The organism is Sphingobium sp. BS19, assembly GCF_027925545.1.
Lineage (GTDB): Bacteria > Pseudomonadota > Alphaproteobacteria > Sphingomonadales > Sphingomonadaceae > Sphingobium.
Genome location: NZ_BSEF01000003.1, coordinates 1 through 24,493 on the forward strand (window position 1 = coordinate 1; position 24,493 = coordinate 24,493).

At 64.5% G+C, this 24,493-nt stretch carries 24 protein-coding genes and 1 riboswitch; of the genes, 10 read left to right on the forward strand and 14 right to left on the reverse strand.

All coding sequences use genetic code 11. The features are described 5' to 3' along the window. Positions 1-110 precede the first annotated feature (110 nt). Together QMG56_RS03690 and thiC are read right to left on the reverse strand one after the other, a co-directional pair. Positions 111-587, reverse strand: coding sequence for a hypothetical protein (locus QMG56_RS03690; protein ID WP_281821247.1), 477 nt, complete (start codon positions 585-587; stop codon positions 111-113). Positions 588-629: 42 nt separating this feature from the next. Continuing rightward, a complete protein-coding gene (gene thiC, locus QMG56_RS03695) occupies positions 630-2,510 on the reverse strand; it encodes a phosphomethylpyrimidine synthase ThiC (RefSeq protein ID WP_281821248.1) in 1,881 nt (626 codons plus the stop codon). Between the two features lie 44 nt (positions 2,511-2,554). Continuing rightward, positions 2,555-2,661, reverse strand: a riboswitch (TPP riboswitch). Between the two features lie 51 nt (positions 2,662-2,712). On the opposite strand from thiC, the gene QMG56_RS03700 reads away from it, so the two are divergent. Continuing rightward, positions 2,713-2,991, forward strand: a complete 279-nt coding sequence (locus QMG56_RS03700; RefSeq protein WP_281821249.1) for a hypothetical protein — start codon at positions 2,713-2,715, stop codon at positions 2,989-2,991. On the opposite strand, the gene QMG56_RS03705 is transcribed toward QMG56_RS03700, so the two are convergent. The 5 genes from QMG56_RS03705 to QMG56_RS03725 form a co-directional block, all read right to left on the reverse strand. Next, positions 2,979-3,824 (reverse strand): MipA/OmpV family protein, encoded by an 846-nt coding sequence (locus QMG56_RS03705; protein WP_281821250.1) that lies wholly within the window; start codon positions 3,822-3,824, stop codon positions 2,979-2,981. The two genes, QMG56_RS03700 and QMG56_RS03705, sit on opposite strands and share 13 nt — an antisense overlap. A gap of 135 nt (positions 3,825-3,959) precedes the next feature. Next, on the reverse strand, positions 3,960-4,421 hold the full coding sequence (locus QMG56_RS03710) for a DUF2141 domain-containing protein (protein WP_375713637.1): 462 nt from the start codon (positions 4,419-4,421) through the stop codon (positions 3,960-3,962). A gap of 6 nt (positions 4,422-4,427) precedes the next feature. Then, positions 4,428-5,183, reverse strand: a complete 756-nt coding sequence (locus tag QMG56_RS03715; RefSeq protein ID WP_281821251.1) for a sterol desaturase family protein — start codon at positions 5,181-5,183, stop codon at positions 4,428-4,430. 211 nt (positions 5,184-5,394) lie between these two features. Beyond that, the gene (gene dmeF, locus QMG56_RS03720; RefSeq protein WP_281821252.1) at positions 5,395-6,399 is read right to left on the reverse strand and encodes a CDF family Co(II)/Ni(II) efflux transporter DmeF; all 1,005 of its coding nucleotides are present in this window, start codon (positions 6,397-6,399) and stop codon (positions 5,395-5,397) included. A 1-nt stretch (position 6,400) separates the two neighbouring features. Continuing rightward, positions 6,401-6,676 (reverse strand): metal/formaldehyde-sensitive transcriptional repressor, encoded by a 276-nt coding sequence (locus QMG56_RS03725; protein ID WP_230186584.1) that lies wholly within the window; start codon positions 6,674-6,676, stop codon positions 6,401-6,403. Between the two features lie 104 nt (positions 6,677-6,780). On the opposite strand from QMG56_RS03725, the gene crtY reads away from it, so the two are divergent. From crtY to QMG56_RS03745, 4 genes are all read left to right on the forward strand, one after another. After that, the gene (gene crtY / locus QMG56_RS03730; protein ID WP_281821253.1) at positions 6,781-7,953 is read left to right on the forward strand and encodes a lycopene beta-cyclase CrtY; all 1,173 of its coding nucleotides are present in this window, start codon (positions 6,781-6,783) and stop codon (positions 7,951-7,953) included. Continuing rightward, complete coding sequence (locus QMG56_RS03735; RefSeq protein ID WP_230186586.1) at positions 7,953-9,434, forward strand: phytoene desaturase; 1,482 nt, start codon at positions 7,953-7,955, stop codon at positions 9,432-9,434. The genes crtY and QMG56_RS03735 overlap by 1 nt, the downstream gene beginning before the upstream one ends. 49 nt (positions 9,435-9,483) lie before the next feature. Next, entirely contained in the window at positions 9,484-10,065 is a 582-nt protein-coding gene (locus tag QMG56_RS03740; RefSeq protein ID WP_281821456.1) for a TIGR00730 family Rossman fold protein, read from the forward strand. 96 nt (positions 10,066-10,161) lie between these two features. Further along, a complete protein-coding gene (locus tag QMG56_RS03745) occupies positions 10,162-11,076 on the forward strand; it encodes a phytoene/squalene synthase family protein (RefSeq protein WP_281821457.1) in 915 nt (304 codons plus the stop codon). A gap of 91 nt (positions 11,077-11,167) precedes the next feature. Here QMG56_RS03745 and QMG56_RS03750 read toward each other — a convergent pair whose 3' ends face one another. Beyond that, positions 11,168-11,959, reverse strand: a complete 792-nt coding sequence (locus QMG56_RS03750) for a 3'(2'),5'-bisphosphate nucleotidase CysQ (RefSeq protein ID WP_281821254.1) — start codon at positions 11,957-11,959, stop codon at positions 11,168-11,170. Positions 11,960-11,966: 7 nt separating this feature from the next. Continuing rightward, entirely contained in the window at positions 11,967-13,313 is a 1,347-nt protein-coding gene (locus QMG56_RS03755; protein WP_281821255.1) for a TldD/PmbA family protein, read from the reverse strand. A gap of 317 nt (positions 13,314-13,630) precedes the next feature. Here QMG56_RS03755 and QMG56_RS03760 point away from each other — a divergent pair, with 317 nt between their 5' ends. Continuing rightward, entirely contained in the window at positions 13,631-15,037 is a 1,407-nt protein-coding gene (locus QMG56_RS03760; protein ID WP_281821256.1) for an amino acid permease, read from the forward strand. Here the strand turns inward: QMG56_RS03760 and mazF are convergent. The 5 genes from mazF to mutY form a co-directional block, all read right to left on the reverse strand. Further along, positions 15,034-15,366, reverse strand: coding sequence for an endoribonuclease MazF (mazF, locus tag QMG56_RS03765; RefSeq protein ID WP_281821257.1), 333 nt, complete (start codon positions 15,364-15,366; stop codon positions 15,034-15,036). The genes QMG56_RS03760 and mazF overlap by 4 nt on opposite strands. After that, entirely contained in the window at positions 15,366-15,608 is a 243-nt protein-coding gene (locus QMG56_RS03770) for an AbrB/MazE/SpoVT family DNA-binding domain-containing protein (protein WP_281821258.1), read from the reverse strand. Before QMG56_RS03770 ends, mazF begins: the two co-directional genes overlap by 1 nt. A gap of 65 nt (positions 15,609-15,673) precedes the next feature. Beyond that, positions 15,674-16,573 (reverse strand): NAD(+) diphosphatase, encoded by a 900-nt coding sequence (gene nudC / locus QMG56_RS03775; RefSeq protein ID WP_281821259.1) that lies wholly within the window; start codon positions 16,571-16,573, stop codon positions 15,674-15,676. After that, on the reverse strand, positions 16,570-17,835 hold the full coding sequence (locus QMG56_RS03780) for a serine hydrolase (protein ID WP_281821260.1): 1,266 nt from the start codon (positions 17,833-17,835) through the stop codon (positions 16,570-16,572). Before QMG56_RS03780 ends, nudC begins: the two co-directional genes overlap by 4 nt. Continuing rightward, positions 17,832-18,884, reverse strand: a complete 1,053-nt coding sequence (gene mutY / locus QMG56_RS03785; RefSeq protein ID WP_281821261.1) for an A/G-specific adenine glycosylase — start codon at positions 18,882-18,884, stop codon at positions 17,832-17,834. Before mutY ends, QMG56_RS03780 begins: the two co-directional genes overlap by 4 nt. 26 nt (positions 18,885-18,910) lie before the next feature. On the opposite strand from mutY, the gene QMG56_RS03790 reads away from it, so the two are divergent. The 4 genes from QMG56_RS03790 (at position 18,911) to smc (ending at position 24,492) form a co-directional block, all read left to right on the forward strand. Beyond that, a complete protein-coding gene (locus QMG56_RS03790) occupies positions 18,911-19,486 on the forward strand; it encodes a DUF721 domain-containing protein (RefSeq protein ID WP_281821262.1) in 576 nt (191 codons plus the stop codon). Positions 19,487-19,509: 23 nt separating this feature from the next. Continuing rightward, complete coding sequence (locus QMG56_RS03795; protein ID WP_281821263.1) at positions 19,510-20,193, forward strand: thioredoxin domain-containing protein; 684 nt, start codon at positions 19,510-19,512, stop codon at positions 20,191-20,193. A gap of 46 nt (positions 20,194-20,239) precedes the next feature. Then, the gene (locus tag QMG56_RS03800; protein ID WP_230186596.1) at positions 20,240-20,980 is read left to right on the forward strand and encodes a thioredoxin domain-containing protein; all 741 of its coding nucleotides are present in this window, start codon (positions 20,240-20,242) and stop codon (positions 20,978-20,980) included. A 71-nt stretch (positions 20,981-21,051) separates the two neighbouring features. After that, entirely contained in the window at positions 21,052-24,492 is a 3,441-nt protein-coding gene (smc, locus tag QMG56_RS03805; RefSeq protein WP_281821264.1) for a chromosome segregation protein SMC, read from the forward strand. Position 24,493: the final 1 nt, after the last annotated feature.

The following is a 24,493-nucleotide window of genomic DNA, read 5'->3' on the forward strand; positions in this document are numbered from 1 at the left end:
TACGGCTCGATCCGGCGCATCTGCGCCTCACTCAGCAGAAACGGAACATCCATCGGCAGCGCCTCCTAACGCTGCTATTGAATCAACCCATCACCCAATGCGCAAGCAATTTAACAGGTCCTGACCCTAGCTCTTACTAACCTTATGCGGTTGAGCATTTCAGCATTAGATAGTGTGGGTGATTCCTTAATATAATTGTCAATGTGGGTAGTCACATTCACCAAATCTTTTTGAAGATGTTCAAAATGGTTTAGGGAGGCGTGCCGAAATTTGGTACGTACTGCTAGCTCAAGCGAAAGTAATCTTTCATTCCATTCTATGATAATAGAACGATAGCCAGAGACTGCTTCGTCAAAGCTGGGCGTGCCCCTTTTTACTAAACACACACGCTGACTCGAGTAGAGCCTTTTTCCGATCAGAGCTGACAGGTCGTCTGCCGCTCCGACCATCTGATTGTACATATCTTTCGATGCGTCAAAAAAGCGCGCTTCTCGCGCAGCCCGGGCTTGCCAGACATGCGCGATGCGTCCACCGATTACACCGGTCAGAACAAAAGCAAAAGCTGCTTGCAATAGTGTAGCTAACATTATGCCTTGGTATCACAGCCCGCTAAGTAGTTGAACGCTCGATCACTCCGCCGGCAGATAAATCTCCCCGCCTTTTTCCTTAAACACTTCGCTCATTTCGGCCATGCCGGCTTCGGCGTCGGCCTTGTCGCCGGTGGCGGCGATGAAGGCATCGGCTTCCTGGTTCTGCTTTGCGGCGAAGTCCCTCACTTCCTGCGTGATTTTCATCGAGCAGAATTTGGGGCCGCACATGCTGCAGAAGTGGGCGGTTTTGGCACCTTCTGCAGGCAACGTCTGGTCGTGATATTGCTCTGCGGTGTCGGGGTCGAGCGACAGGTTGAACTGGTCGCGCCAGCGGAATTCGAAGCGGGCGCGGCTCAAGGCATCGTCGCGCATCTTGGACGCGGGGTGGCCCTTGGCCAGATCGGCGGCGTGGGCGGCGAGTTTGTAGGTGACTACGCCGACCTTCACATCGTCGCGGTCGGGCAGGCCCAGATGCTCCTTGGGCGTAACGTAGCAGAGCATCGCCGTGCCGTACCAGCCGATCATCGCTGCGCCGATGCCGCTGGTGATATGGTCATATCCCGGCGCGATATCGGTGGTTAGCGGCCCCAGCGTGTAGAAGGGGGCTTCGCCGCAGGCCTCCAGCTGCTTGTCCATATTCTCCTTGATCTTGTGCATCGGCACATGGCCGGGGCCTTCGATCATGACCTGCACATCCTGTTCCCAGGCGCGCTTGGTGAGTTCGCCCAGCGTATAGAGTTCGCTGAACTGCGCTTCGTCATTGGCGTCGGCGATGGAGCCGGGGCGCAGGCCGTCGCCCAGCGAATAAGCGATGTCATAGGCTTTGCAGATCTCGGTGATCTCGTCGAAATGCTCGTAAAGGAAGCTTTCCTTGTGGTGGCTGAGGCACCATTTCGCCATGATCGACCCGCCGCGCGAGACGATGCCGGTGACGCGCTTGGCAGTCATCGGGATGTAGGCGAGGCGCACGCCCGCGTGGATGGTGAAGTAATCGACGCCCTGCTCTGCCTGCTCGATCAGGGTATCGCGGAAGATTTCCCAGGTCAGGTCTTCGGCAATGCCGCCGACCTTTTCCAGCGCCTGATAAATGGGGACGGTGCCGATGGGGACGGGCGAATTGCGGATGATCCATTCGCGGGTGTCGTGAATGTTGCGGCCGGTGGACAAGTCCATCACGGTGTCCGCGCCCCAGCGGATCGACCAGACCATCTTGTCGACTTCGTTGGCGACGTCGGAGGCGACGGCGCTGTTGCCGATATTGGCGTTGATCTTCACCAGGAAATTGCGGCCGATGGCCATCGGTTCGGATTCGGGGTGGTTGATGTTGTTGGGGATGATCGCGCGGCCACGGGCGACTTCATCGCGGACGAACTCCGGCGTGACGTAATCGGGGATGGACGCGCCCCAATCCTGCCCGTCGCGCTTGGCTTTCTCTTTCAGTTCGGCGCGGCCCATATTTTCGCGGACGGCGACATATTCCATTTCGGGCGTGATGATGCCGCGGCGGGCATAGTGCATCTGGCTGACGTTCATGCCAGCTTTTGCGCGGAGGGGGCGCTGTACGACATGGGGGAAGGGGGCGACGCCGCCGGAGCGATCCGGGCCGAGCTGGCCATTGTCTTCAGGCTTGAGGCTGCGACCGTCATATTCCTCGACATCGCCGCGCCCGACGATCCAGTCGCGACGGAGCTGGGCGAGGCCCGCGCGGATGTCGATCAGCGCCTTGGGATCGGTATAGGCGCCGGAGGTATCGTAGACGCGCAAGGGCGGTTCGCCGCAGGAGGGTTCGAGGTGGATTTCGCGCATGGCGACGCGGATTTCCCCGGCCTGTACGCTGGGCGCGACGACGTGGATCTTCTTGCTGCCGCGAATGGGGCCGGTGGTGACGCCTATTTCGGTCTTCGTGGGGACATCGGCCATCGTCATGCTCTCCTGTTGGCGGGGGAGAGTGCGGGTTCCGATTGATGGAAACGCCATGCCCTCCCTACGCCAGTGTCAACTGGATCAGGTTCAGCGGGTCGTACGGACTTGCACCGCACCTCTCAGCCTCATGGCTCCCCGGGGAATGGCAGGAGGATAAGGGGCATTGCCGCGAAGGTCCAGCGGCAATAAGCGTATCGCGATGGAAACACCCGATCTTACGACGAAGGCAGGCCGCAAGGCATGGCGGCACGACATGCGGATGGTGGCAGTGCGGCCCCGGCGCGCGGGCATGATCCTGCTCGCGGTGGGGATCGGCACGATGCTGTTGCCGCTGGCGGGGGTGCATGACGTGGGCGGATGGTCGCCGCGCGTGCTGGGGCTGGTGCCGGTGGTGCTGTCGATCCCGTTCCTGATCGCCGCGCGGATATTGCGCGGGCGTTGGAAGCGGGCACGGCTAGGATCGGGTCAGAAGGTGTAACCGATGCCGATTGCGGCGGTCCATTGGTTGCTGCTGCCCGCTACGGCTACGATGGGCGAGCGCTTGTAGTCGCCCAGCAGCTTGGAATAGGCACCGAGCGCGAAGATCGCCCAGCCGCGCCGCAGATCGCCGGACAGCGAGTATCCGCCGGTGAGGTTGAAGGTGGCGCTCTTGAACCCTGAATCGTCGCTGGCCCCGGCATAAGCGGGCAAGCCGCTGGCGATGCTGCCGGTGGGCGTCACGTCATAATAATAGCGGCCATAGCCTTTGCCGACATAATCCGCCGAGGCGGACAGGCCGACGAAGGATTTGACCGACAGCGGCGTGAAATATTCGAGGCGCGGGGTGATGACATAGCTGCCATGCGCCTTGTTCACATCCGTCATGTACGCGACGTTGAAAGTGAGGCTGTCGTAATCGCTGGTGATGATGCCGGTCTTCGCGATGCCGACGAAGCCGCCCAGTTCGATGGCGGTGTCGAGCTTGCCCAGTGCGCGGACCTGATCGTCCTTGATCCGGCTGACGCGGTTGCGGTTGAAATTGACGACCGGGCCGAGTTCGAAGTCCAGACCATTGGGATCGGTGTTGGGAATGGCATCGACATACAGCGTCGTCGCGCGCGACCAGAAGGCGAAGTCATGCACCTTGCCGACCACCTGCACGACAGGGGTGACGATATAATCGTCCGACCCTTCATAGCTGGGGATCATGGCCGCGCCGCCGCCGATGGTGAGCGTGCTGTGATTTTCCTCCGCCTGTTGCGCCAGAACGGGGGTTGCGACGGTCGACAGAAAGGCAGCGGCAACGAAGGCCGAAAGGCGCGAAACGGGCATGAAACGGGAAATCCCTGAAAAGGTGTGTTGGCGCGAGAATGTATCGCGCCAGCCAACAGTTCCCGTTTCAGATGCGCCGCAAGTCTATTGTATCAATGCGTTGCCCAAAAGTGACAGTGCCCGACCAGTGGCAGATCAGAGGAAATATTTCATCTTCACGTCCTGCTCCACCGGCGCGCCCGCGATGGTGAAGCGCGCGGAATTGAAGCTGGGGGCGCCGAAGCGGATCGGCGGATTGCGGCTGAATGCCACGCCTTCGCGCGGGATACCGGCGAAGGTATCCAGCTTGCGATTGTTGTTTTCATCGTGGATCAGCGCGAGCGCATAGCCGCCGGGCGGCAGATCGGGAATGGCGATGCCGCCCGCGCGCGCCTGCGCCACGGGGACGATATAGTGCCGCCGGTCCGGATCGCCGGTGCAATCGGGGAAATGATCGGGCAGGCGGGTGAGGCAGACGATGATCGAGCCCTTGGCCGACCGCAGCGCCTCCACATCGACCGAGAGATTCTGCGGCGTCGCGATCGAGGCGGCTGCGCCCGACATCGTCCACAGTGCAGTCAGTGCCGCCAGTTGTCCGATTTTCTGCAAGGAAGTCATAGGGTTTTACACCGCCGCATTTTTATTGAAGTGAGCGTTTTTGTTGAAGTCGCCTAGGCCTTTATCCGTACCGCAGAGCCGGTCCCAGAACCGGAAGTAGAGGCCGTAATTACAGTTATACTGATCGTGGTGCCGCTGATGATGGGTGGCGGTGATGAGCCAGTGGCCCACGCCGCCGCGCACCATCCAGCGCGGAAACATCTCCCACCCCATATGATTGCTGACACCCATGATCGTCATGATGCTTAGCACCGCTGCCAATGCCCCGACATGAATGGGAATGAGGAAAACGAGCGCGGGGATGACGATGGCGCCGGTCAGTGCCTCCCATGGGTGGAAGCTCATCGCAGCCCATGCGGTTGGCGGGCGGCTGGCGTGATGGACGGCGTGCGCGGCGCGGAATATGCGCGGCCAGTGCATCCAGCGGTGCGACCAGTAGAACCATGTGTCGTGCGCGAAGAGATAGGCGAGGATCGAGACCGGGACATACCAGAGCGGATACGCGTGAACATCGGTGTAAATCTGTGTCCAGCCGCGTTCCTGCCAGCCCCAGGCGACGACGCCCGCCGGTATGCCGTAGATCAGCGCCGAGACCAGCGACCAGCCGATTTCGCGGCGTATCTGCGGATCCAGGCCAGCGTACAGATCACGATGTTTCAACCGGGTGGCGAACGCGAAGCCTGCGCTGGCCAGCATATAGCGGACCGCGACGATGGCACTCATCGCCAATGCGGAGAGGACTATGGGGACGGCGACGCTCATATTGCAGTGCGATATAGCGCGTTGCGGGCGATGCGTCACGCGGGGAAACTTGGGGGTAACGGGATTCCCTCTCCCCTTCAGGGGAGAGGGTTAGGGAGAGGGGAGTGCAACGTGCCCGGCTTGGAGTATGGATGCCCCGGACAGCCTCCTCTCCCCGACCTCGATGGGAGTCACGTGCCTCCCATCGACCCCTGAAGGGGAGAGGGAGAAACTAGTTACCCAAACACTCCACCGTGACATGCTCCATGCCCGGTAGCGCCAAAGCCTTGGCGCGGAGGGCGTTTGTGTCGGTGGGGGTGGTGAGGCTGATGATCGCGGCGTGGGCGTGGGGGCCGATGCGCCAGACGTGGAGGTCGCCCAGCGTCGCGCCTTGTGTCTCGACCAGCGTGCGGATGCGATCCATGAGCTGCGGTTCGGCGGTGTCGAGCAGGATCGAGGCGGTGTCGCCCATCAGAGCCCACGCCCATTTCGCGATGACGATAGCGCCCATGATGCCGATCACGGGATCGAGCCACAGCCAGCCCAGATAGCGCCCCGCGAGCAGCGCGACGATGGCCAGCACCGATGTCAGCGCGTCGGCAAGGACGTGGACATAGGCAGCGCGCAGATTGTTGTCGCGATGCTTGCGGGTTTCGACGGGGTGGTCGTGATCGTGATCGTCGTGGCCATGGTCGTCATGCGTATGTGCATGGCTATGGCCGTGGCTGTGCCCGTGATGGCTGTGATCCTCCGCCAGCATGAAGGCGCTGACGATGTTGATGAGCAGGCCGAAGCAGGCGACCAATGTTGCCTGCCCGAAGTCGACATGGATCGGCTGAAACAGGCGCATCGCCGATTCGACCGCGATACCGAGCGAGACGAGGCCAAGGAACAGTGCGGAGGCAAATCCCGCGAGATCGCCGACCTTGCCCGTGCCGAAGGTGAAGCGGGGGTTGCGGGCGTGGGTCTTTGCGTAGCGATAGGCGAGCGCCGCGACGCCGAGCGCACCAGCATGGGTTGCCATGTGGAAACCGTCCGCCAGCAAGGCCATCGATCCGGTGAACCAGCCGGCGGCAATCTCCACCACCATGGTGACGGCAGTCAGCCAGACGACCCAGAGGGTGCGCTGGGCATTTTTGTCATGCCCCGCCGCCAGATAGATATGGTCGAAATAATGTTCGTCTTCGTCGTGAAGGCGACCGGGCTTTTCGGGATGGCTATGCGAATGGGCGGTCATGTCACTTCCCGTAGCGGCGGATGATGGCAAGCAGTTCTTCAGCCGCAGCGGCACGGGCTGTATCGGACAGGCCCGGTTGCGCGACATGCTCTCTAACGTGGCTTTCGATGAGTTCCTCCATCAACCCGCCAACGGCTCCGCGCACCGATGCGACCAGTTGCAGAGTCGCCGAGCAATCGGCGTCGTCCAGCAATTGTCTCTCAACGGCGGCAATTTGTCCGGCAATGCGGCGAATGCGCCCCAGCAGCTTATCGCGATCGACTACATGATGTCCCATAGGATACCCCCCTATACTATATTGGCGCTTTGCAAAAGGCGGCATTTTCACTGCCGCGCTTCCCGGCCCTTCCCCCGCCCTGCGTCTCCCGCTAGGGCTGTGTCATGTCCTCGCAGCCGCCCTCCAACAGCTTGTCCTGCGATCTGGCGATCGTTGGCGGCGGTCTGGCTGGAGGGCTGATTGCGCTGGCGGTGCTGAACAAGCATCCCGATGCGCGCATCCTGCTGTTGGAGCGCGAGCGGACCGTGGGCGGCAATCATGTCTGGTCGTTTTTCGACGGAGACGTGCCGGATGCCGACCGCTGGCTGATCGATCCGATGATCGCGCATCGCTGGCCGGGGGGGTATGATGTGCGCTTCCCCAAATACCGGCGGACGCTCTCTACCCCCTATAACAGCATAACGTCGGGCAAGTTCGACGCGCATCTGCGCGCCGTGCTGGGCGACCGGATCGTGCAGGGGGCCGCCGCGCACCTGTCGCCCGATTCGGTGACGCTGGAGGACGGGCGGGACATCGCGACCGCGAGCGTGATCGACGCGCGCGGCGGCGGCGACCTGTCGGTGCTGAAATGCGGGTGGCAGAAATTCGTCGGCCAGTCGCTGCGTCTGTCCGCGCCGCATGGGCTGACACGGCCCGTCGTCATGGACACCACGGTCGAACAGATCGACGGATATCGCTTCGTCTACCTGCTGCCGACCGGTGAAACGGAAATATTTGTCGAAGACACATATTATAGCGACGGGCCGGATTTGCCCGCTGACGCGATCCGCGCGCGCATCGCGGACTATGCCACAGCGCAGGGCTGGACAGTCGAAGCGGTGACGCATGAGGAGACCGGCGTGCTGCCGGTGGTGCATGACGGCGACTTCGACGCGCTGTGGCCGGAGCGCGATCCGGTGGCGCGCGCGGGGGTGCGCGGCGGGATTTTCCATCCGCTGACCGGATATTCGCTGCCCGATGCCGTAGCGTTCGCGCTGCATGTTGCGGATCGCTGGCCCTTGGACGGCACGAGCCTTGCGGCAGAAAGCCGCCGCTGGGCAAAGGCGCATTGGGCGGGGGCAGGCTATTACCGGATGCTGGGCAGTCTTTTGTTCTTCGCCGCCAAACCCGGTTTGCAATACAAGGTTTTCCAGCGTTTCTATGGCCTGTCGCCTGCGCTGATCCAGCGCTTTTATGCGGGGCGGTCGACCCTTTACGACAAGGGCCGCATCTTGTGCGGGCGTCCGCCGGTCCCCATAAGCAGTGCCATAAAGACGCTATTGAACCGGGGATCGTAATGGACAGAAAAGCTATCGTGATCGGCGCCGGTTTTGGCGGGCTGGCTCTGGCCATTCGCTTGCAATCGGCGGGTATTCAGACCGTGCTGATCGAAGGCCGCGACCGTCCGGGCGGCCGCGCTTATTATTGGGAGAAGGACGGCTTCACCTTCGACGCGGGGCCGACCGTGATTACCGATCCCAACTGCCTGGCTGAACTGTGGCGGCTGTCGGGGCATGACATGGCGGCGGACGTGACGCTGATGCCGGTCATGCCTTTCTATCGGCTCAACTGGCCCGATGGCACCAATTTCGATTATTCCAATGACGAAGTGTCGCTGCGTAAGGAAATCGGCAAGCTGAACCCGGAGGATGTGGCCGGGTACGAACGCTTTCTGGACTATGCCGCGGGCGTGTTTCACGAAGGCTATGAGAAGCTGGGGTCGGTGGCGTTTCTCGACTTCGCTTCGATGATAAAGGCAGCGCCGGCGCTGGCGAAATATCAGGCGTGGCGGTCGGTCTATTCGATGGTGTCGAGTTTTGTGAAGAACGAGAAGCTGCGTGAGGCGCTGTCGTTCCACACGCTGCTGGTCGGCGGCAATCCGATGAACACCAGCGCGATCTATGCACTGATCCACAAGCTGGAGAAGGACGGCGGCGTCTGGTTCGCCAAGGGCGGGACCAACCGGCTGGTCGCGGGCATGGCGACACATTTCGAGCGGATCGGCGGCACGATGCGTGTCGGCGATCCGGTGGTCGAGATCGAAACGGTGGGCGACAAGGCGACGGCGGTGCGCACAGCGAGCGGCTGGCGCGGCGAGGCCGATGCCGTGGCGAGCAATGCGGACCTGATGCACAGCTATCGCGATCTGCTGAGCAATCATCCGCGCGGCAAGAAGCAAGGCGAAAAGCTGGAGCGGAAGAAATGGTCGCCGGGGCTGTTCGTCGTGCATTTCGGGATCAAGGGGACATGGCCGGGCATTCCGCACCACATGATCCTGTTCGGGCCGCGCTATGAAGGGTTGCTCACCGACATTTATCAGCATGGCGTGCTGGCGCAGGATTTCTCGCTCTATCTGCATCATCCGACCGTCACCGATCCGTCGATGGCACCCGAAGGCTGCTCCAGCTTCTATGCGCTGTCGCCGGTGCCGCACATGGGCAAGCTGCCCATCGATTGGGACAAGATGGGGCCGATCTACGCCGACCGCATATTGGGCGAGATCGAGAAGCGGCTGATCCCGGATATTCGTTCGCGGATCGTGACGCAGTTCCATTATGCACCGAACGATTTCGGGCGCGATTTGAACGCGCATCTGGGGAGTGCGTTCAGTCTGGAACCGCTGCTGACGCAGAGTGCCTGGTTCCGCGCGCATAATCGCGACGATGTGATCCCCAACCTGTATCTGGTGGGTGCGGGGACGCATCCGGGTGCGGGGATTCCGGGAGTGGTCGGGAGTGCGAAGGCGACGGCGGCGTTGATGATCGAGGATTTGCTGTGATGGGGAGCAAGATACTCCCCTCCCTTTCAAGGGAGGGGCTTAAGTGACCATGAAACGCCTTGCCGTCTATTGCGGTTCTGCCACCCCTTCGGACCCCGTCTATATCGAAACGGCGCGCCATGTCGGGCGGACATTGGCGGAGCGCGGAATTGGTGTCGTCTATGGCGGCGGGCGGCTCGGCCTGATGGGCGCTGTTGCCGACGCGGCGCTGGAGGCGGGCGGCGAAGTGATCGGGGTGATCCCGGAGGCGCTGGTTGGCGCGGAAGTCGCGCATCTGGGCTGCACCGATCTGCGCGTCGTCGCCAACATGCATGAGCGCAAGGCGTTGTTCACCGACCTGTCGGACGGGTTCGTGACTATACCCGGCGGCGTCGGCACGATGGACGAATTGTGGGAAGCGGTAAGCTGGGCGCAGCTTGGCTATCATGAAAAGCCGGTGGGCTTGCTCAACGCGGCGGGATTTTACGACCATCTGATCGCGTTCAACCGGCATATGATCGACGTGGGCTTCATCCGTCCCGCCCATGCCGGGATCATCGTGCATGGCGAAACGATCGGCGAATTGCTGGACGCGATGGCGGCGTATCAGCCGCATGAGACGATCTTTCGGATGAAGGCAGCGCAACTCTAATCTCCCCTCCCGCTTGCGGGAGGGGCTGGGGGAGGGCATGTGCTCGCTATGGCCCTTACAGTCCCTCCCCTGACCCCTCCCGCAAGCGGGAGGGGAATGCTCGTCGCCCATGCTGCCCAGAGCATCGCGCGGGGTTCCAAATCCTTTGCGCTAGCGTCCAAGCTGTTCGCGCCGGAGACGCGGGAGCGAGCGTGGTTGCTCTATGCGTGGTGCCGCAAGTGCGATGACCTTGCCGACGGGCAGGATCATGGCGGGACGATGTCGTCGGTCGAGGATGCGCAGACGCGGCTGGCGACGATCCGCACTTTGACCGATGCAGCGTTGCGCGGCGAAGCGACGGGTGATCCGGCGTTCGACGGACTGGGCGTGGTGGTGGCGGAATGCCGCATCCCGCATCGCTTTGCCTATGACCTGATCGACGGTTTCGCGCTGGACGCGGCGGAGTGGCGACCGCAGACCGAGAACGACATGCTCCAATATTGCTATCATGTCGCGGGTGCGGTGGGCCTGATGATGGCGGTGGTGATGGGCGTCGATCCGGCCGACGATGCGACGCTGGACCGGGCGTGCGATCTGGGGTTGGCGTTCCAGCTTGCCAATATCGCGCGCGATGTGGCGGAGGATGCGGGGGCCGGGCGCTGTTATCTGCCGCAGGAGTGGCTGGCGGAAGCGGGCATCGCGCCGGGTGCCTTGATGGCGGATCGCGCGAAGCTGGCGGCGTTGCAGAATCGGTTGGCGGTGAAGGCCGCGGCCTATGAGGCGAGCGCGCGGCATGGCACGGGCGCGCTGGGTTACCGCAGTGCCTGGGCGGTGCTGTCGGCAGCGGGGATCTATGGCGACATCGCGCGGGAAGTGGCGCTGCGCGGGGAACGCGCGCTGAGCGAGCGGGTGTTTACGACCAAGGCGGCGAAGGTCGGCTGGGTGGCGAAGGCGGCGCTGCAGGCGCGCGGGCGGGCGCGGAAGTGGCCTGCGGGTGTGGGTAGGGAAGGGTTATGGACTAGGGAGCGGTGAAGACTCCCTCTCCCCTTTAGGGGAGAGGGCTTTCTTGCGGCCCAATCTCCCCGGCCCTCTCCCCTGAAGGCGAGAGGGAGATTTGGTTTGCCTACTCCCGCCCCAATATCTCTCTTGCCCTCGGTTCCAGCCTTTCCACTGCCGCCCCATGTATTCCCGGCGCGCAGCATAATATGCCGAAGGCGGTGGGGTTGGCGCGGTTGAAGCCCAGGGGGCGGCCGAGTGCGTCGCTGACGGCTGCGCCGGCTTCCTGTGCGATCAGGGCGGCGGCGGCGATGTCCCATTCATTGCCCCAGCGTATGGTGGCGAGGAGGTCGGCTTCGTCGGCCGCGACCATCGCCATGCGCAGCGCGATGCTGTTGGGTTTGACCACGGTGGTCAGGTCGCGGTCGGCCTTTGGCAAGGTATCGGCGGGGACGCGCGCGCCGGGGAGCGTGTCGCGGGTGCTGGCCATCAGCATTTTGCCATTGCGGGTGGCGCCTCTCCCGGCCTGCGCGATCCATAATTCGTTGCGCGCGGGGGCGGCCAATATGCCGAAGCGCGGGAGGCCCGCTTCGATCAACGCGACGGATACGGCCCAGCCGGGACGTCCGCGCAGATAATCGCGGGTGCCGTCGATGGGATCGACCACCCAGACCCGGTCGGTACCGAGGCGATGGGCGCTGTCGGCAGTTTCTTCCGAGAGCCAGCCGGCGTCGGGCGCAAGGTCGAACAGCGCGCTTTTCAGCATCGCGTTCACATCCATGTCCGCATCGCACACGATTTCGCCGGGGGTCTTTTCCCAGCGCTGCACCAATGTCTTGCCGCCTGCCCACAGGGTCAGCGCGTGATCGGCGGCCTCCGTGACCGCGTCTATCGTCTGTCGAAAGAGCTTGTCGTGCATCCCGTTCTCAGCCGCCCGCCACCATCATCCCGTCGACGCGGATCGTAGGCACATTGGTGGCATAGCGGAAATGCAGGTCGTTGGCGGGGACAAGCGTGCGGAACATGTCGATCAGGTTACCGGCAATGGTGATTTCCGCAACTGCCTGAACCACTGCCCCGTTTTCGATGAGGAAGCCCGATGCGCCGCGACTGTAATCGCCGGTCACGCCGTTGACGCCCATGCCGATCAGTTCGGTGATATAGAGGCCGCGCTTCACGTCCGCCATCAGCTCGCCGGGGGTAGCATCGCCCGGTTCCATGTGGAGATTGCTCGGTCCTGCGCCCGGCGCGCCGCCAGTGCCGCGACTGGCGTGGCCGGTGGGGTCGAGGCCGAGTTGCCGCGCCGATGCGCTGTCGAGCAGCCAGCCGGTCAGCACGCCTGCGTCGATCAGCGCGCGGCGCTGAGTCGGCAAGCCTTCGCCATCGAAGGGGCGAGAGCGCAGGCCGCGTGGGCGCAGCGGATCGTCGACGATGGTAACGTTGGAATCGAAGATCGCTTCGCCCAGACGTTCGAGCAGGAAACTGGAGCGGCGGGCAATCGACGGGCCGACGATGGCGCCGACGAGATGGCCGATCAGGCTGGAGCCGACGCGCGGATCGAAGATGACGGGCATCTGCCCGCTTTCGACCTTGATCGGATTGAGGCGGGCGACGGCGCGTTGCCCGGCCTTGTTGCCGATGGCCTCGGCATCGTCGAGGTCGTCGAGATGGCGGACGGTGTGGCTGGCATAGTCGCGCTGCATCCCTGCGCCTTCGCCCGCGAGGACGCTGGCATAAGTGGAATGGCTGGTCGCGCCATAGCTGCCCGAAAAGCCGTGGCTGGTCGCGAGCGCGATCTGGCTGCGGCCCGACGATGCGCCGCCGCCTTCGCTGTTGGTGATGCCGGGGACGGCGCGGGCGGAATCTTCCGCTTCCATTGCGCGGAGTTTGAGGGTGGCGGGATCCGGCTCGCCCTTGTCGCACAAATCGAGCGCAGTGGGCTTTTTGCGGAGCAGGCGGTCTTCGGGGGCGAGTCCGGCATAGGCGTCTTCCGGCGCTTGCCCCGCCATCGCGATGCAGCGTTCGACCAGCGTATCGAGGCTGGCGGGATTCATGTCCGACGCGGACACTGTCGCGGACCGCTGACCCAGGAACACGCGCAGGCCGATCTCTTCCCCTTCGGACCGCTCGACATCCTCCAGCGCACCCAGTCGCACCGAGACATTGGTGCTGGCGTTGCAGACATAGATCGCGTCGGCGGCATCGGCGCCGGCCTTGCGGGCGGCATCGACCAGATTTTCCGCGCGCTTCTGGGCTTCTTCAAGACTGAGCATAAACGAGGGAGGACTCACGGGGGTTCGGGGAAGCCCTGCGCCTTAGCGACATGGGCTGACAGGTGCAATGTGGTGGCGGTGGGGGTGGATGTGAAGGGCTGATGGCCTGGTCCCCGCGCCGCTCTCTTGCGTCATGCGTGCGAAAGCAGGCACCCCGCTTCTGTTAGCTATGGCGCAGAAGGGGAAGCGGGACCCCTGCTTTCGCAGGGGTGACGGGATAGGGCGAGGGGGGAAACTGTTGGGCTTGGCTCTCGCCCAATCCGTTATCGCGCGCTATCGTGCCGGGCATAAAGAAGACGTTACGCAAAGGGTGAACGATGGCCGCATGGAACAGGCGCAAGCCGCTGGATACGCTCGTCGCCAAGGAAGACGGGCACCGGCTGGTGCCGACTTTGTCGTGGCCGCATCTGCTGGCGCTGGGGATCGGCGCGATTGTCGGCACGGGGATATTGACGCTGATCGGCGTGGGCGTGGATCGCGCAGGGCCGTCGGTGCTGCTGTCGTTCGCGATTGCCGGGGCGATCTGTGCGTGCGCGGCGCTGGCCTATGCTGAAATGGCGACGATGATGCCCGCGGCGGGCAGCGCCTATACCTATAGCTATGCCGTGCTGGGCGAGCTGGTGGCGTGGATCGTGGGGTGGTGCCTGATCCTGGAATATTCGCTGGTGGTGTCGACTGTGGCGGTGGGCTGGTCAGGCTATGCGACGCCGTTGCTGACATCGGTGGGGTTCCCGGCGGCGCTGACGGCTAGTCCGGCGCTGGGCGGGATTGTCAACCTGCCTGCGATCTTCATCATCGGCGTGGTGGCGCTGTTGCTCAGCATCGGCACGCATGAGAGCGCGCGGCTGAACACGATATTGGTCGTCATCAAGATCGCGACGCTCAGCCTGTTCGTGTTCTACACATTGCCGGTGTTCGATGCCGCCAATCTGCATCCGTTCATGCCCTATGGCTTTGCCAAGCATATGGGGCCGGACGGCGTCGAGCGCGGGGTGATGGCGGCGGCGGCGATCATCTTCTTCGCCTTTTATGGCTTCGACGCGATTTCGACGGCAGCGGAGGAAACGAAGAAGCCGGAGCGCGATCTGGCCATCGGGATCGTCGGGTCGATGATTGCCTGTACGCTGATCTATATCTTCGTCGCGGCGGCGGCGGTGGGGGCGTTGCCGTTCACGCGCTTTGCCGACAGCCCGGAGCCGCTGGCGCTGATCCTGCGCGAACTGGGGCAGGGGCAGGTGGCGCGGATCGTGGCGATTGCTGCCGTCATTGCGTTGCCGACGGTGTTGCTGGGGTTCCTCTATGGCCAGTCGCGCATCTTTCTGGTGATGGCGCGGGACGGGTTTCTGCCCGTCAGTCTCGCACGGATATCGAAGCGCGGGACGCCGGTGCGGATCACGATATTGACCGCCGTGCTGGTGGCGGTGCTGGCCGGGTTGCTGCCCATCGACGAGATCGCGGCGCTGGCCAATGCCGGGACGCTGATTGCGTTCGCTGCCGTCGGCACCTGTATGCTGGTGATGCGCCGCCGCGCGCCCGATCAACGCCGCCCGTTCCGGGTGCCGCTGGCGTGGCTGGTCGGGCCGGGGGCGATATTGGGGTGCCTGTATCTATTCACCAGCCTGCCGACCAAGACGCTGGTGGCGTGCGCGATATGGAACGTGATCGGGCTGGCGCTGTATTTTGCGTATGGGCGGAAGCGGAGTGTTTTGGGGCAGGCGGGTTAAAGGCTGAGTAGTGCCTTTATCTTGGCTTGCACCTCGGCAAGAGTAGCGGCGGAAACCCGCCCCTTTTTCTCGGCACGGCGCGCGCGCCAGTCGAGGCTTTTGACCTGATCGGCCAGTACGGCGCTCGGCGGCGTTGTGCTTTCGACGACTTCGAAGGGATAGCCTTTGATGCGCGATGTCATCGGGCAGCAGATCATCATGCCGCGCAGGCCGTTATAGCGGGCGGGAGACAGCACCAGCGCCGGACGATGTCCCGCCTGTTCATGCCCTGCCTGCGGATCGAAATGCAGCCATACGATATCGCCGACATCGGGGACATAACCTGCCACTACCAGACTTCTCCGCCAACCGGCGTGCCGAAGTCGATGTCGTCGGGCATGTTCTCTGGCGTTATGCGAGCTAGGAGCGTGTCGAGGTCATAACGCGGACCGGCAATCGCTTCGATCACGATGCGGCCTTCCTCTTCACGGATCTCCACATCCTGGTCGATCCGCATGGCCGCCGCCGACAAGACGTTCGCGGGGATACGAACGGATGCGCTGTTCCCCCATTTTTTGACCTGACTGCGCATGGCGGACTCCTAAAATGTAGATACTAAGTATATACAAATTTGCAGGGGGAAGTCAATTTTATTGGCTACTCCCTCAACCAAGCCCGAAACAGATGATGCGCTACCGCCATTTCCGGCGGCGCGACGAAGGGGGCGCCTGCTTCTCCGGCTAACGTTGCCCGGACCTCTTCTTTGGTCACCCACATGGCGTGTTCGATTTCGGTTTCGTCGATGGTGAGCGTGTCGTCCCGCGCCTCTGCGATGCAGGCGATCATGAGGGAGGAGGGGAAGGGCCAGGGCTGGCTCATGATGTAGCGGACATTGTCCACGACGATCCCGGCTTCTTCCCACAGTTCGCGGGCGACGGCTTCCTCGATGGTTTCGCCCGGTTCGACGAAGCCGGCGAGCGCGGAGTAGCGACCGGCGGGGAAGCGGGGCTGGCGGCCCACCAGCACGCGGCCGTCATGTTCGGCGAGCATGATCGTCACCGGATCGACGCGGGGGAAATGTTCCGCGCCGCAGCCGCGCGGTTCGCTTTCGCTGCCGCTGACCGCCCCGCCGCAACGGCGCGCCCAGCCTGCCTTGATCGGCGCAGTAGGGGTGCCGCAGCGGGCGCAGAAGCCGTGGCGCGCGTGCCAGTCGATCAGGCTGCGCGCAGTGCCATAGAGCGCCAACTGGTCGGGCGTCAGGAGCGAGGCGAGGCTCCAGACCTTTGGCGCGAAGGCTGCGCCATTGCCTTGCGCCGCGTCGAGCGCGACGAACATCGGACCATTGTCACCCACGCCGAGCAACAGGAAATCCGCGACATCGGCGTGTGGCGGCACCGGCCCGGTCGCAAGGCTGGCACCGTCCACCAGCGGATCGAGCCCATCGAGCACCACCACCCGCGCGCTCGGTTCAGCGAAGGCTTCCGCAATCAAGGCCGGGTCGTTCCTGACGCGGTCGGCGCGGTCCAGCGTGCCGCCGACGAAACCGGGCAGCGTCACAGGATCGCCTTGTATACAGCGGCGGCGACGCCGGTCTGCCACGGGATCGTTTCGGCAGGCATGTAATTGGCAAAGCCCCCTGCGCGAATTTTGCGCACCGGATCGGCAAAGCCTACCGTGCCTGCTGCACCTGCCCAGCCATAGCTGCCGGCGCCGACGCCGGTGAGCGTCACGCGCCCGCCCGCGCCAAAGCCGCGCCCGTCCAGCAGCGGTACATTGGTCGGTACGGCGGGGGGCAAGAGGTTGGACATGCCCAATTGCACCATCTGCGGCGGCATGATCCGTGCGCCGTCCAGCGTGCCGCCGCCCACCAGCATGGCGAGGAAGCGGTCATAATCGCGCGCGCTGGAAATCAGGCCCGCGCCGCCGAAGGGGAAGGGGGAAGGATCGAGGAATACCGATGCCGCGCCGGTGTCCACGGGCAGGGTGAGCGGCCCGGCGTGATAATAATTGGTGGCGAGGCGTCCGGCATTTTCCGGGGCGACTTGAAACCCGGTGCTGTTCATTTTGAGCGGCGTGAAAAGGCGGTCCTGCAGAAAGCGGTCGAAGGGCTGGCCCGATGCAACTTCGATCACGCGGCCCAGTACGTCGAGACCGACCGAATAGCTCCATTTGGTGCCCGGCTCCGCGATCAGCGGCAAGGTGGCGAGGCGGTCGGCAAAATCCTTGAGCGACGGCGCGTGGACCATCGGCGGCTGGCCGGGCAACGGCGCGCGCGACGCGATGAAGGCGTAGAGGCCCAAACGTTGATATTCGGCGAGCAACGGTCCCTTGGTGATGATCGAATAGCCAAGGCCTGCCGTGTGCGTCATCAGATGGCGCACGGTGATCGCGGTCTTGGCGGGAACGGCGTCGAGGCTGGTGTCGGGGCTGGTCAATACCTGCATCGACGCGAAGCCGGGGATCAAATCGGATATCGGCTGATCCAGTTTCAGCTTGCCTTCGCCGATCAGGATCATCGCGGCCATGCCGGTGATCGGCTTGGTCATGGAATAGATGCGCCAGAGTGTATCGGCATCGGCAGGCGTGGCCGAATCGCTGGCGATGGTGCCGCCGGTCAGGAAATCCGGGGCGGCGGTGCCTTTGCCCACGGCGATGACACTGCCGGGGAATTTCTTTTCCGCGATATACCCGTCGATCAGGACCTGAAGCCCTTCCCACTGCGGCGTCCGCGCCCAGGCGGGAAAGGGGAAGGCCGCACCCGCACCCAGCAGGGCCGCGCCGCGCAGGAGGCTGCGGCGGTCCAGAATCGTCATGGTCATAAGGCATCCTCTTTCTTCGATACGGCGTCGGCGACCTTTGCGAACAGCGTCGGCAGGCCCGCATCGGCCATGCGTGCTATGGGCCACCATTCCCCGTCTTGGTGGTCCATGCAATCGCTATCTATCGCGCCGATGTGAACGGTTAGCGACAGGGCGAAATGCGTGAAGACATGGGCGACGGGCGTGGGCAACGCCGTCCAACATGCGTCGGCGGGCGGCGCGGGGTCGGGGGTGGCGGACCAGTCCGACGTCGGCAGGCCACGCATCCCGCCGAGCAAGCCTTTGTCGGGTCGCCGTTCCAGCCAGACATGATCGTCGCGGACGATCCACCAGACATGGCCGCTGCGCTGCGGTTTCGCCTTCTTGGCGGCCTTGCGCGGATAGGCAGCGGGATCGGCGGTGCGAAAGGCGGCGCAATCCTCGCGCAGCGGGCAGATGCCGCAGGCGGGGTTGCGGGAGGTGCAGACGGTCGCGCCCAGGTCCATCATCGCCTGCGCAAAGTCTCCGGCGCGGGTGGTGGGGGTGAGGGCGTCGGCTTTTGCGCGAATTTCGGGGCGGGCGGCGGGGAGCGGGGTTTCGAGCGCGAACAGCCTTGCCACCACGCGCTCGACATTGGCGTCCACGACCACGGCGCGCTGGCCGAAGGCTATCGCGGCGACGGCTGCGGCCGTGTAGGCACCCACGCCGGGGAGCTTCAGCAGATCGGCTTCGGTTGTCGGGAAAGCGCTGCCCCAATCACTGACCACTGCGCGTGCGCAGGCGAGCAGATTGCGGGCGCGGGCATAATAGCCAAGGCCCGCCCATGCACTCATCAGGTCGGCATCGGGCGCAGCGGCCAGATCGGCCACGGTAGGCCAGCGCGCGGTGAATTTTTCGAAATAGGGGATGACGGCGGCGACGGTCGTCTGCTGGAGCATCACTTCGGACAGCCAGACGCGGTAGGGATCGGCGGCGTTCGCGCCGGGCAGGGCGCGCCACGGCAACCGTCGGGCGTGGCGGTCATAATGGGCAAGCAGGCGGCTGGCGACCGATGAACTCTCGACGGGCATGGGCGGGCTATGCCATTAAGCGCGCGATGACGGAACGCTCTGATCCTCCTGCGGCCAAACAAAAAGCTGCGCCGAAGAAGTCGGCTGCCAAAGCGGTACCCAAACCCGCGGACGAACGCCCGCGGATCAACGGATCGCGCGCGATTGCGGACCTGATGCCGGACATCGGTCGCGCCGCGTTCCGCAAGTTTGGCTTTGTGCAATCGAGCATCGTGACGCGCTGGGGCGATATCGTCGGCGCGCATTATGCCGACATCAGCGCGCCCGACTCGATCAGGTTTCCGGTGGGGAAGAAAGCGGGCGGCACCCTGTCGCTGACGGTGTCCAGCGGCCATGCGACGATGCTGCAGCATGTGCTGCCCGACATCATCGAGCGAGTGAACCGCTTTTTCGGCTATGCCGCGATTGCCAAGGTGACGATGCGGCAGGGGCATGTCGAACCGAAGACGCCGTTGCGCACGCCGCCGCCCAAAAATCTGCGGCCCATCCCGGTCGAACTGGGCGACTCGCTGCGCGATATCGGCGATCCCGAATTGCGCGCGGTGCTCGAATCGCTGGCGCAGGGGCTTGCCAATTCCAGCGGATTGCCCAAGATCAGTTGATCCTTCCCTATCGAGATTGATTCATGAAAAAACGCGCATCGGTGCTTGGCCTGCTCGCCCTCATTCCCGCCACCGCCTTTGCCGCGAAGGCCGTGGACTGGACGACGCGCGTTACGCTGTCTCCGGCAGGGGGCTATATGATGGGCAACCCCGCCGCGCCGACCAAGATCGTGGAATATATCAGCTATACGTGCAGCCATTGCGCGCATTTCGTGGCGGAGGCTTCCGCGCCGCTGAAGGCCGGTTGGGTGAAGACCGGCAAAGCGAGCGTCGAAGTGCGCAATGCGGTGCGCGACCGCTATGACCTGACGGCGGCGTTGCTGGCGCGGTGCGGGGGACCGGCGCGCTTCTATGGCAATCATGAAGCGCTGTTTGCCAATCAGGCTGCGTGGATAGCCGAAGTGGAAGCCTTTGACGCTGCCAAAACGGAGCCGCCGGCGAAGCAGTCGCCTGCCGCCGTGCTGCAGGAGATCGGCAAGAAGACGGGGCTGTATACGCTGATGGGCAAGCGCGGCTTTACGCCGCAGCAGCTCGACGCCTGTGTCGCCAGTCCGGCCGCGCTCAAGCAGGTTACGGGCATGACCGAGGAAGCGTGGAAAACGTTGAAGATCACTGGCACGCCCAGCTTTACGGTGAACGGCAAGCTGCTCACCAGCACATCGACCTGGGACACGCTGCGCGCTGCATTGCCCGCCGGGACCAAGTGAATTAAACCCGCGCCGATATTGCCCCCAAATGACGGAAACGCTTCGCATGAAATTTCTGACCGGTCTCGCAACTGCCGCCCTGGCCCTCTCCCTCGCCGCCTGTAGCGAAAAGGACGCGGGCAATGCTTCCGCACCGTCCGGTGCGCCGGTTGCCACGGTCGCTGCGCCTGCCGGAACGACATGGGCCGATACGGTTGCGACCACGCCCGAAGGCGGGTTCGTGATGGGCAATCCCAATGCGAAGGTGAAGGTCATCGAATTCGCATCCTACACCTGCAGCCATTGCGCAGAGTTCTCCGAGAAGTCGTCTGAGGAAATCCGTAACCTGGTGAACACCGGCAAGATGAGCTTTGAATCGCGCAATTATGTGCGCGATCCGCTGGACATGACGATGGCGCTGCTGGCGCGCTGCGGTGGCACCGGCCCCTATTTCCCGCTGTCCGAACAGTTCTTCGCCAATCAGGCGCCGATGTTCGAAAAGGTGCAGAAGATGGGCGATGGCCCCTATCAGACCGCGATGGCCGCGCCGCCGCAGCAGCGTTTCATCATGCTGGCGAACGACACAGGCCTGCTGGAATTCGCGATGCAGCGCGGCATTGCCGAAGATCAGGGCAAGCAATGCCTCGCGAACACCGCCGAAGCGGAAAAGCTGGCCAAGGGCGTGCAGGACGCGACGGCGAAGTATAACATTACCGGCACGCCGACCTTCATCATGAACGGCACCGTCGTCGAAAATGCGACGACATGGGAAGTGCTGCGCGAAAAGCTCAAGGAAGCAGGCGTCTGATTGGCGCGCGGGGGGCGGTCTTTCCTTAAGAGTATCTGCACCAGCGCCCTTTGCTGTAACTGGGGCGCGTCGTGCAGATAAGGCGGCTGAAACTTAGCGGTTTCAAAAGCTTCGTCGATGCTGCCGAATTGCGGATCGAGCCGGGGCTGACGGGCATTGTCGGTCCCAATGGCTGCGGCAAATCCAACCTGCTGGAAGCGATCCGGTGGGTGATGGGCGAATCGAGCGCCAAATCCATGCGCGGCGGGGGCATGGAAGATGTGATCTTCGCAGGCACCGCCACCCGCCCGCAGCGTGACTTTGCCGAAGTCTCGCTGATGACCATTCAGGAGCAGGGCGAGCTTTTCCCCTCGGTCGATGTCGGCGCGGACGGCGAGCTGGAAGTCATTCGCCGGATCGAACGCGGCGCGGGCAGCGCCTATCGCGCCAATGGCCGCGACGTGCGCGCCAAGGACGTGTCGCTGATCTTCGCCGATGCGGCGACGGGGGCGCATAGTCCCGCTTTGGTCAGTCAGGGCAAGATCGCCGCCGTGATCGCCGCGCGTCCGCAGGAACGGCGCGCCATGCTGGAGGAAGCGGCAGGGATTGCGGGCCTGCATGTGCGGCGGCGCGATGCGGAGCAGAAATTGCGCGCGGCGGAAACCAATCTGGCGCGGCTGGACGATATTCTTGGCGACATGGACAATCGCGCCAATGCGCTGCGGCGGCAGGCGCGGGCGGCGGAACGCTATACGGCGCTGTCGGTGCAGATCCGGACCGCTGAGGCACGGGCGATTTTTGCGCGCTGGCGGGAGGCGGCGGCATCGGCGGACGCGGCGAAGGCGGAGGCGCAGGCTGCCGAAGCCGCAGTGACGGCAGCGCAGGAAGCGCAGATGGCCGCGGCGGCGCATGGTCGGGCTGCCGTGGATGCGCTGGCGGAGGCGCGCGCGGTGGCGCAGCAGGCGCGCGACGCAGCGAACGAAGCGGGGCATCGGCTGACCGCGCTGACGGCGGAACGCAGCGCGGCGGCGCAGCGACTGGCGGACTTGTCTGCACAGGCCGAGCGGCTGGAGGAAGATCGCGGGCGTGAAGGGGCGTTGGCGCATGATGCTGCCGAGGCTTTGGAGCGGCTGGCGGGCGAGATCGCGATGCTGAAGGTGCGGATCGCCGAGACGCAGGCTGCGGAGCCGGAGCGGGCGGCGCGCGTGGCGCAGGCGGAAACGGCGGCGCGTGACGCTGAAGTCGAACTGGCGCGGGCGATGGCCAAGCAAGCGGGCGAGCAGGCCGAGTTGCGCGTGGCCGAGGCGGCTTTGGTGGCGGCACGGGGCCGGTTGGAGCGGGCGGAGCGCGATCTGCGGAAGCTGGAGGGCGAAGTGCGGACCTTGCCGGACGCTGCGCCGCTGGAGCAGAAGCGGCAGGATGCGACCGAGGCGCAGGCAGTGGCGCAGGCGGATCGGCAGGCGGCGGAAGCGAACATCGTCGAGGCAGAGGCTGCGCGGGAGAGCGCCAGCGTATCGCGCAGTGCGGCGGAATCGGCGCTGTCGTCTGCCCGCGCGGCGCTGGCGGCGCTGGATAGCGAAGCGGCGGCGCTGACCAAGGCAGTCGAGCGGGGGTCTGGTAGTGGGCGGGCGCTGGATCGGGTGAAGGCTGCGCCGGGATATGAACGTGCGCTGGCGGCGGCGCTGGGCGACGATCTGGAAGCGGGCATTGGCGGCGACGGCAAGCGTCGCTGGGCGGGGGGTGCTGCGCTGGCGGACGATCCGGCTGTGCCTGCTGGCTGTGCGGCGCTGGCCGAACATGTGACGGCCCCGCCTGAACTGGCGCGCAGGCTCGCGCAAGTCGCGGTGGCGGACCGCGATGCGGGGCAGGTGCTGGCCGTTGGGCAGCGGCTGGTGACGCTGGACGGGCAGATGCGGCGCTGGGACGGGTTCGTTGCGACCGAAGGCGGGGCGGAAGCAGCGCAGCGGTTGATCCGGCTCAATCGGCTGGATGCTATCGCGGCGGCACGACCGGCTCTGGTGGAGGCTGTCGGGCAGGCGCAGGGGGCGCTTGCATCGGCGGAAGAGGCGGCGCGGGGGGCTGCGGCGGCACTGACGCAGGGGCGGGTGGGGCTGTCCGATGCAGATCAGCGGCTGCGCGTTGCGCTGCGGACCATCGACGAGACGAGCGGGACGTTGGAACGGCTGGCGGCGCGGCGCGCGGAGTTGGAAACGCGGTTCGCCGATATGGGCCGGGATTATGCCGCCGCACAAGCTGAGCATGAGGCGGCGCAGGCGGCGCGCGCAGACATTCCCGATGGATCGGAAATGCGAGAATTGGTGGCCACGCTGTCGCAGGCAAGTGAGCGGGCACGGCTGTCGGTCAGCCAGATGCAGGCGGATCGGGCGATGGCCGAGCGGGCCATCGCAGCGGATCGAGACCGCATGGCGGCGGCGGACGCCGAAGCGCGTAGCTGGCGTTCGCGCGCAGGCGAAGCGGCCAAGCGGATCGCGGCGATGGCGGGGCGGGCCGAAGCGATTGCGGCGGATCGGGCGGTGCTGATCGGGAAACCCGAAGCGCTGGATGCCGAGATCGCGACATTGTCGCAGAACACGGCAGCGCTGAACGGTGCCGCGGCGCAGGCGCAACAGGCGGAGCGCGATGCCGAAGCCGCCTTGCGCGCGGCCGAAGCGCATACCCAGGCGATGGGCGAAGGCGTCAGCGAGGCGCGGGAAGCACGCGCCGGTGCCGTCGCGCGCGCGGAATCGGCGCAGGAAAAGCGGCTGGAAATGGGGCGGCTATCAGGTGAGCGGTTCGAATGTCCGCCGCCGGTACTGCCTGAAAAGCTGGGCTTCGACAGCGCGACGATCCGGATCGCGCAGACCGAACAGGCCGAGCAGGACCGGCTGATGGCGGAGCGCGAGCGGATCGGTCCGGTCAATCTGGTAGCGGCGCAGGAACTGGCCGAGCTGGAAGCCGATCAGGCGCGCAGCCGGGCCGAGAGCGAGGAACTGACACAGGCGATCCATCGGCTGCGCGGCTCCATCGGTAGTTTGAACCGCGAGGGGCGACAGCGGTTGCTGGCAGCGTTCGAGGCGGTGGACGGGCATTTCCGGCGGCTGTTCACGACCCTGTTCAACGGTGGGCAAGCGCATCTGCAACTGATCGACAGCGACGATCCGCTGGAGGCGGGGCTGGAGATCATGGCGCAACCACCGGGGAAGAAGCTGGCGGCGCTGACGTTGTTATCGGGCGGGGAGCAGGCGTTGACGGCAGTGGCGCTGATCTTCGGCCTGTTCCTGACCAATCCCGCGCCGATCTGCGTCCTCGACGAAGTCGATGCGCCGCTGGACGACGCGAATGTCGAGCGGTTCTGCGACCTGCTCGACCGGATGGTCGCGGATACCAAGACGCGCTATCTGATCGTGACGCATAACGCCGTGACGATGGCGCGGATGCATCGGCTGTTCGGCGTGACGATGGTGGAGCAAGGCGTCAGCCGCCTCGTTTCGGTCGATCTGGGCGGCGCGGAGCGGTTGCTCGCCGCCGAATAGA

Coding starts and splice junctions, on each gene's coding strand:
- QMG56_RS03725 (WP_230186584.1), bottom strand. CDS start 6,676: ATGGGACATCATGTAGTCGATCGCGATAAGCTGCTGGGGCGCATTCGC.
- QMG56_RS03755 (WP_281821255.1), bottom strand. CDS start 13,313: ATGCTCAGTCTTGAAGAAGCCCAGAAGCGCGCGGAAAATCTGGTCGAT.
- thiC (WP_281821248.1), bottom strand. CDS start 2,510: ATGGCCGATGTCCCCACGAAGACCGAAATAGGCGTCACCACCGGCCCC.
- QMG56_RS03800 (WP_230186596.1), top strand. CDS start 20,240: ATGAAATTTCTGACCGGTCTCGCAACTGCCGCCCTGGCCCTCTCCCTC.
- QMG56_RS03705 (WP_281821250.1), bottom strand. CDS start 3,824: ATGCCCGTTTCGCGCCTTTCGGCCTTCGTTGCCGCTGCCTTTCTGTCG.
- mutY (WP_281821261.1), bottom strand. CDS start 18,884: ATGCCCGTCGAGAGTTCATCGGTCGCCAGCCGCCTGCTTGCCCATTAT.
- QMG56_RS03745 (WP_281821457.1), top strand. CDS start 10,162: ATGCTCGTCGCCCATGCTGCCCAGAGCATCGCGCGGGGTTCCAAATCC.
- QMG56_RS03700 (WP_281821249.1), top strand. CDS start 2,713: ATGGAAACACCCGATCTTACGACGAAGGCAGGCCGCAAGGCATGGCGG.
- QMG56_RS03770 (WP_281821258.1), bottom strand. CDS start 15,608: ATGCGCAGTCAGGTCAAAAAATGGGGGAACAGCGCATCCGTTCGTATC.
- QMG56_RS03740 (WP_281821456.1), top strand. CDS start 9,484: ATGAAACGCCTTGCCGTCTATTGCGGTTCTGCCACCCCTTCGGACCCC.
- QMG56_RS03750 (WP_281821254.1), bottom strand. CDS start 11,959: ATGCACGACAAGCTCTTTCGACAGACGATAGACGCGGTCACGGAGGCC.
- QMG56_RS03790 (WP_281821262.1), top strand. CDS start 18,911: ATGACGGAACGCTCTGATCCTCCTGCGGCCAAACAAAAAGCTGCGCCG.
- QMG56_RS03715 (WP_281821251.1), bottom strand. CDS start 5,183: ATGAGCGTCGCCGTCCCCATAGTCCTCTCCGCATTGGCGATGAGTGCC.
- QMG56_RS03760 (WP_281821256.1), top strand. CDS start 13,631: ATGGCCGCATGGAACAGGCGCAAGCCGCTGGATACGCTCGTCGCCAAG.
- QMG56_RS03735 (WP_230186586.1), top strand. CDS start 7,953: ATGGACAGAAAAGCTATCGTGATCGGCGCCGGTTTTGGCGGGCTGGCT.
- QMG56_RS03795 (WP_281821263.1), top strand. CDS start 19,510: ATGAAAAAACGCGCATCGGTGCTTGGCCTGCTCGCCCTCATTCCCGCC.
- dmeF (WP_281821252.1), bottom strand. CDS start 6,399: ATGACCGCCCATTCGCATAGCCATCCCGAAAAGCCCGGTCGCCTTCAC.
- QMG56_RS03780 (WP_281821260.1), bottom strand. CDS start 17,835: ATGACCATGACGATTCTGGACCGCCGCAGCCTCCTGCGCGGCGCGGCC.
- QMG56_RS03690 (WP_281821247.1), bottom strand. CDS start 587: ATGTTAGCTACACTATTGCAAGCAGCTTTTGCTTTTGTTCTGACCGGT.
- crtY (WP_281821253.1), top strand. CDS start 6,781: ATGTCCTCGCAGCCGCCCTCCAACAGCTTGTCCTGCGATCTGGCGATC.
- QMG56_RS03710 (WP_375713637.1), bottom strand. CDS start 4,421: ATGACTTCCTTGCAGAAAATCGGACAACTGGCGGCACTGACTGCACTG.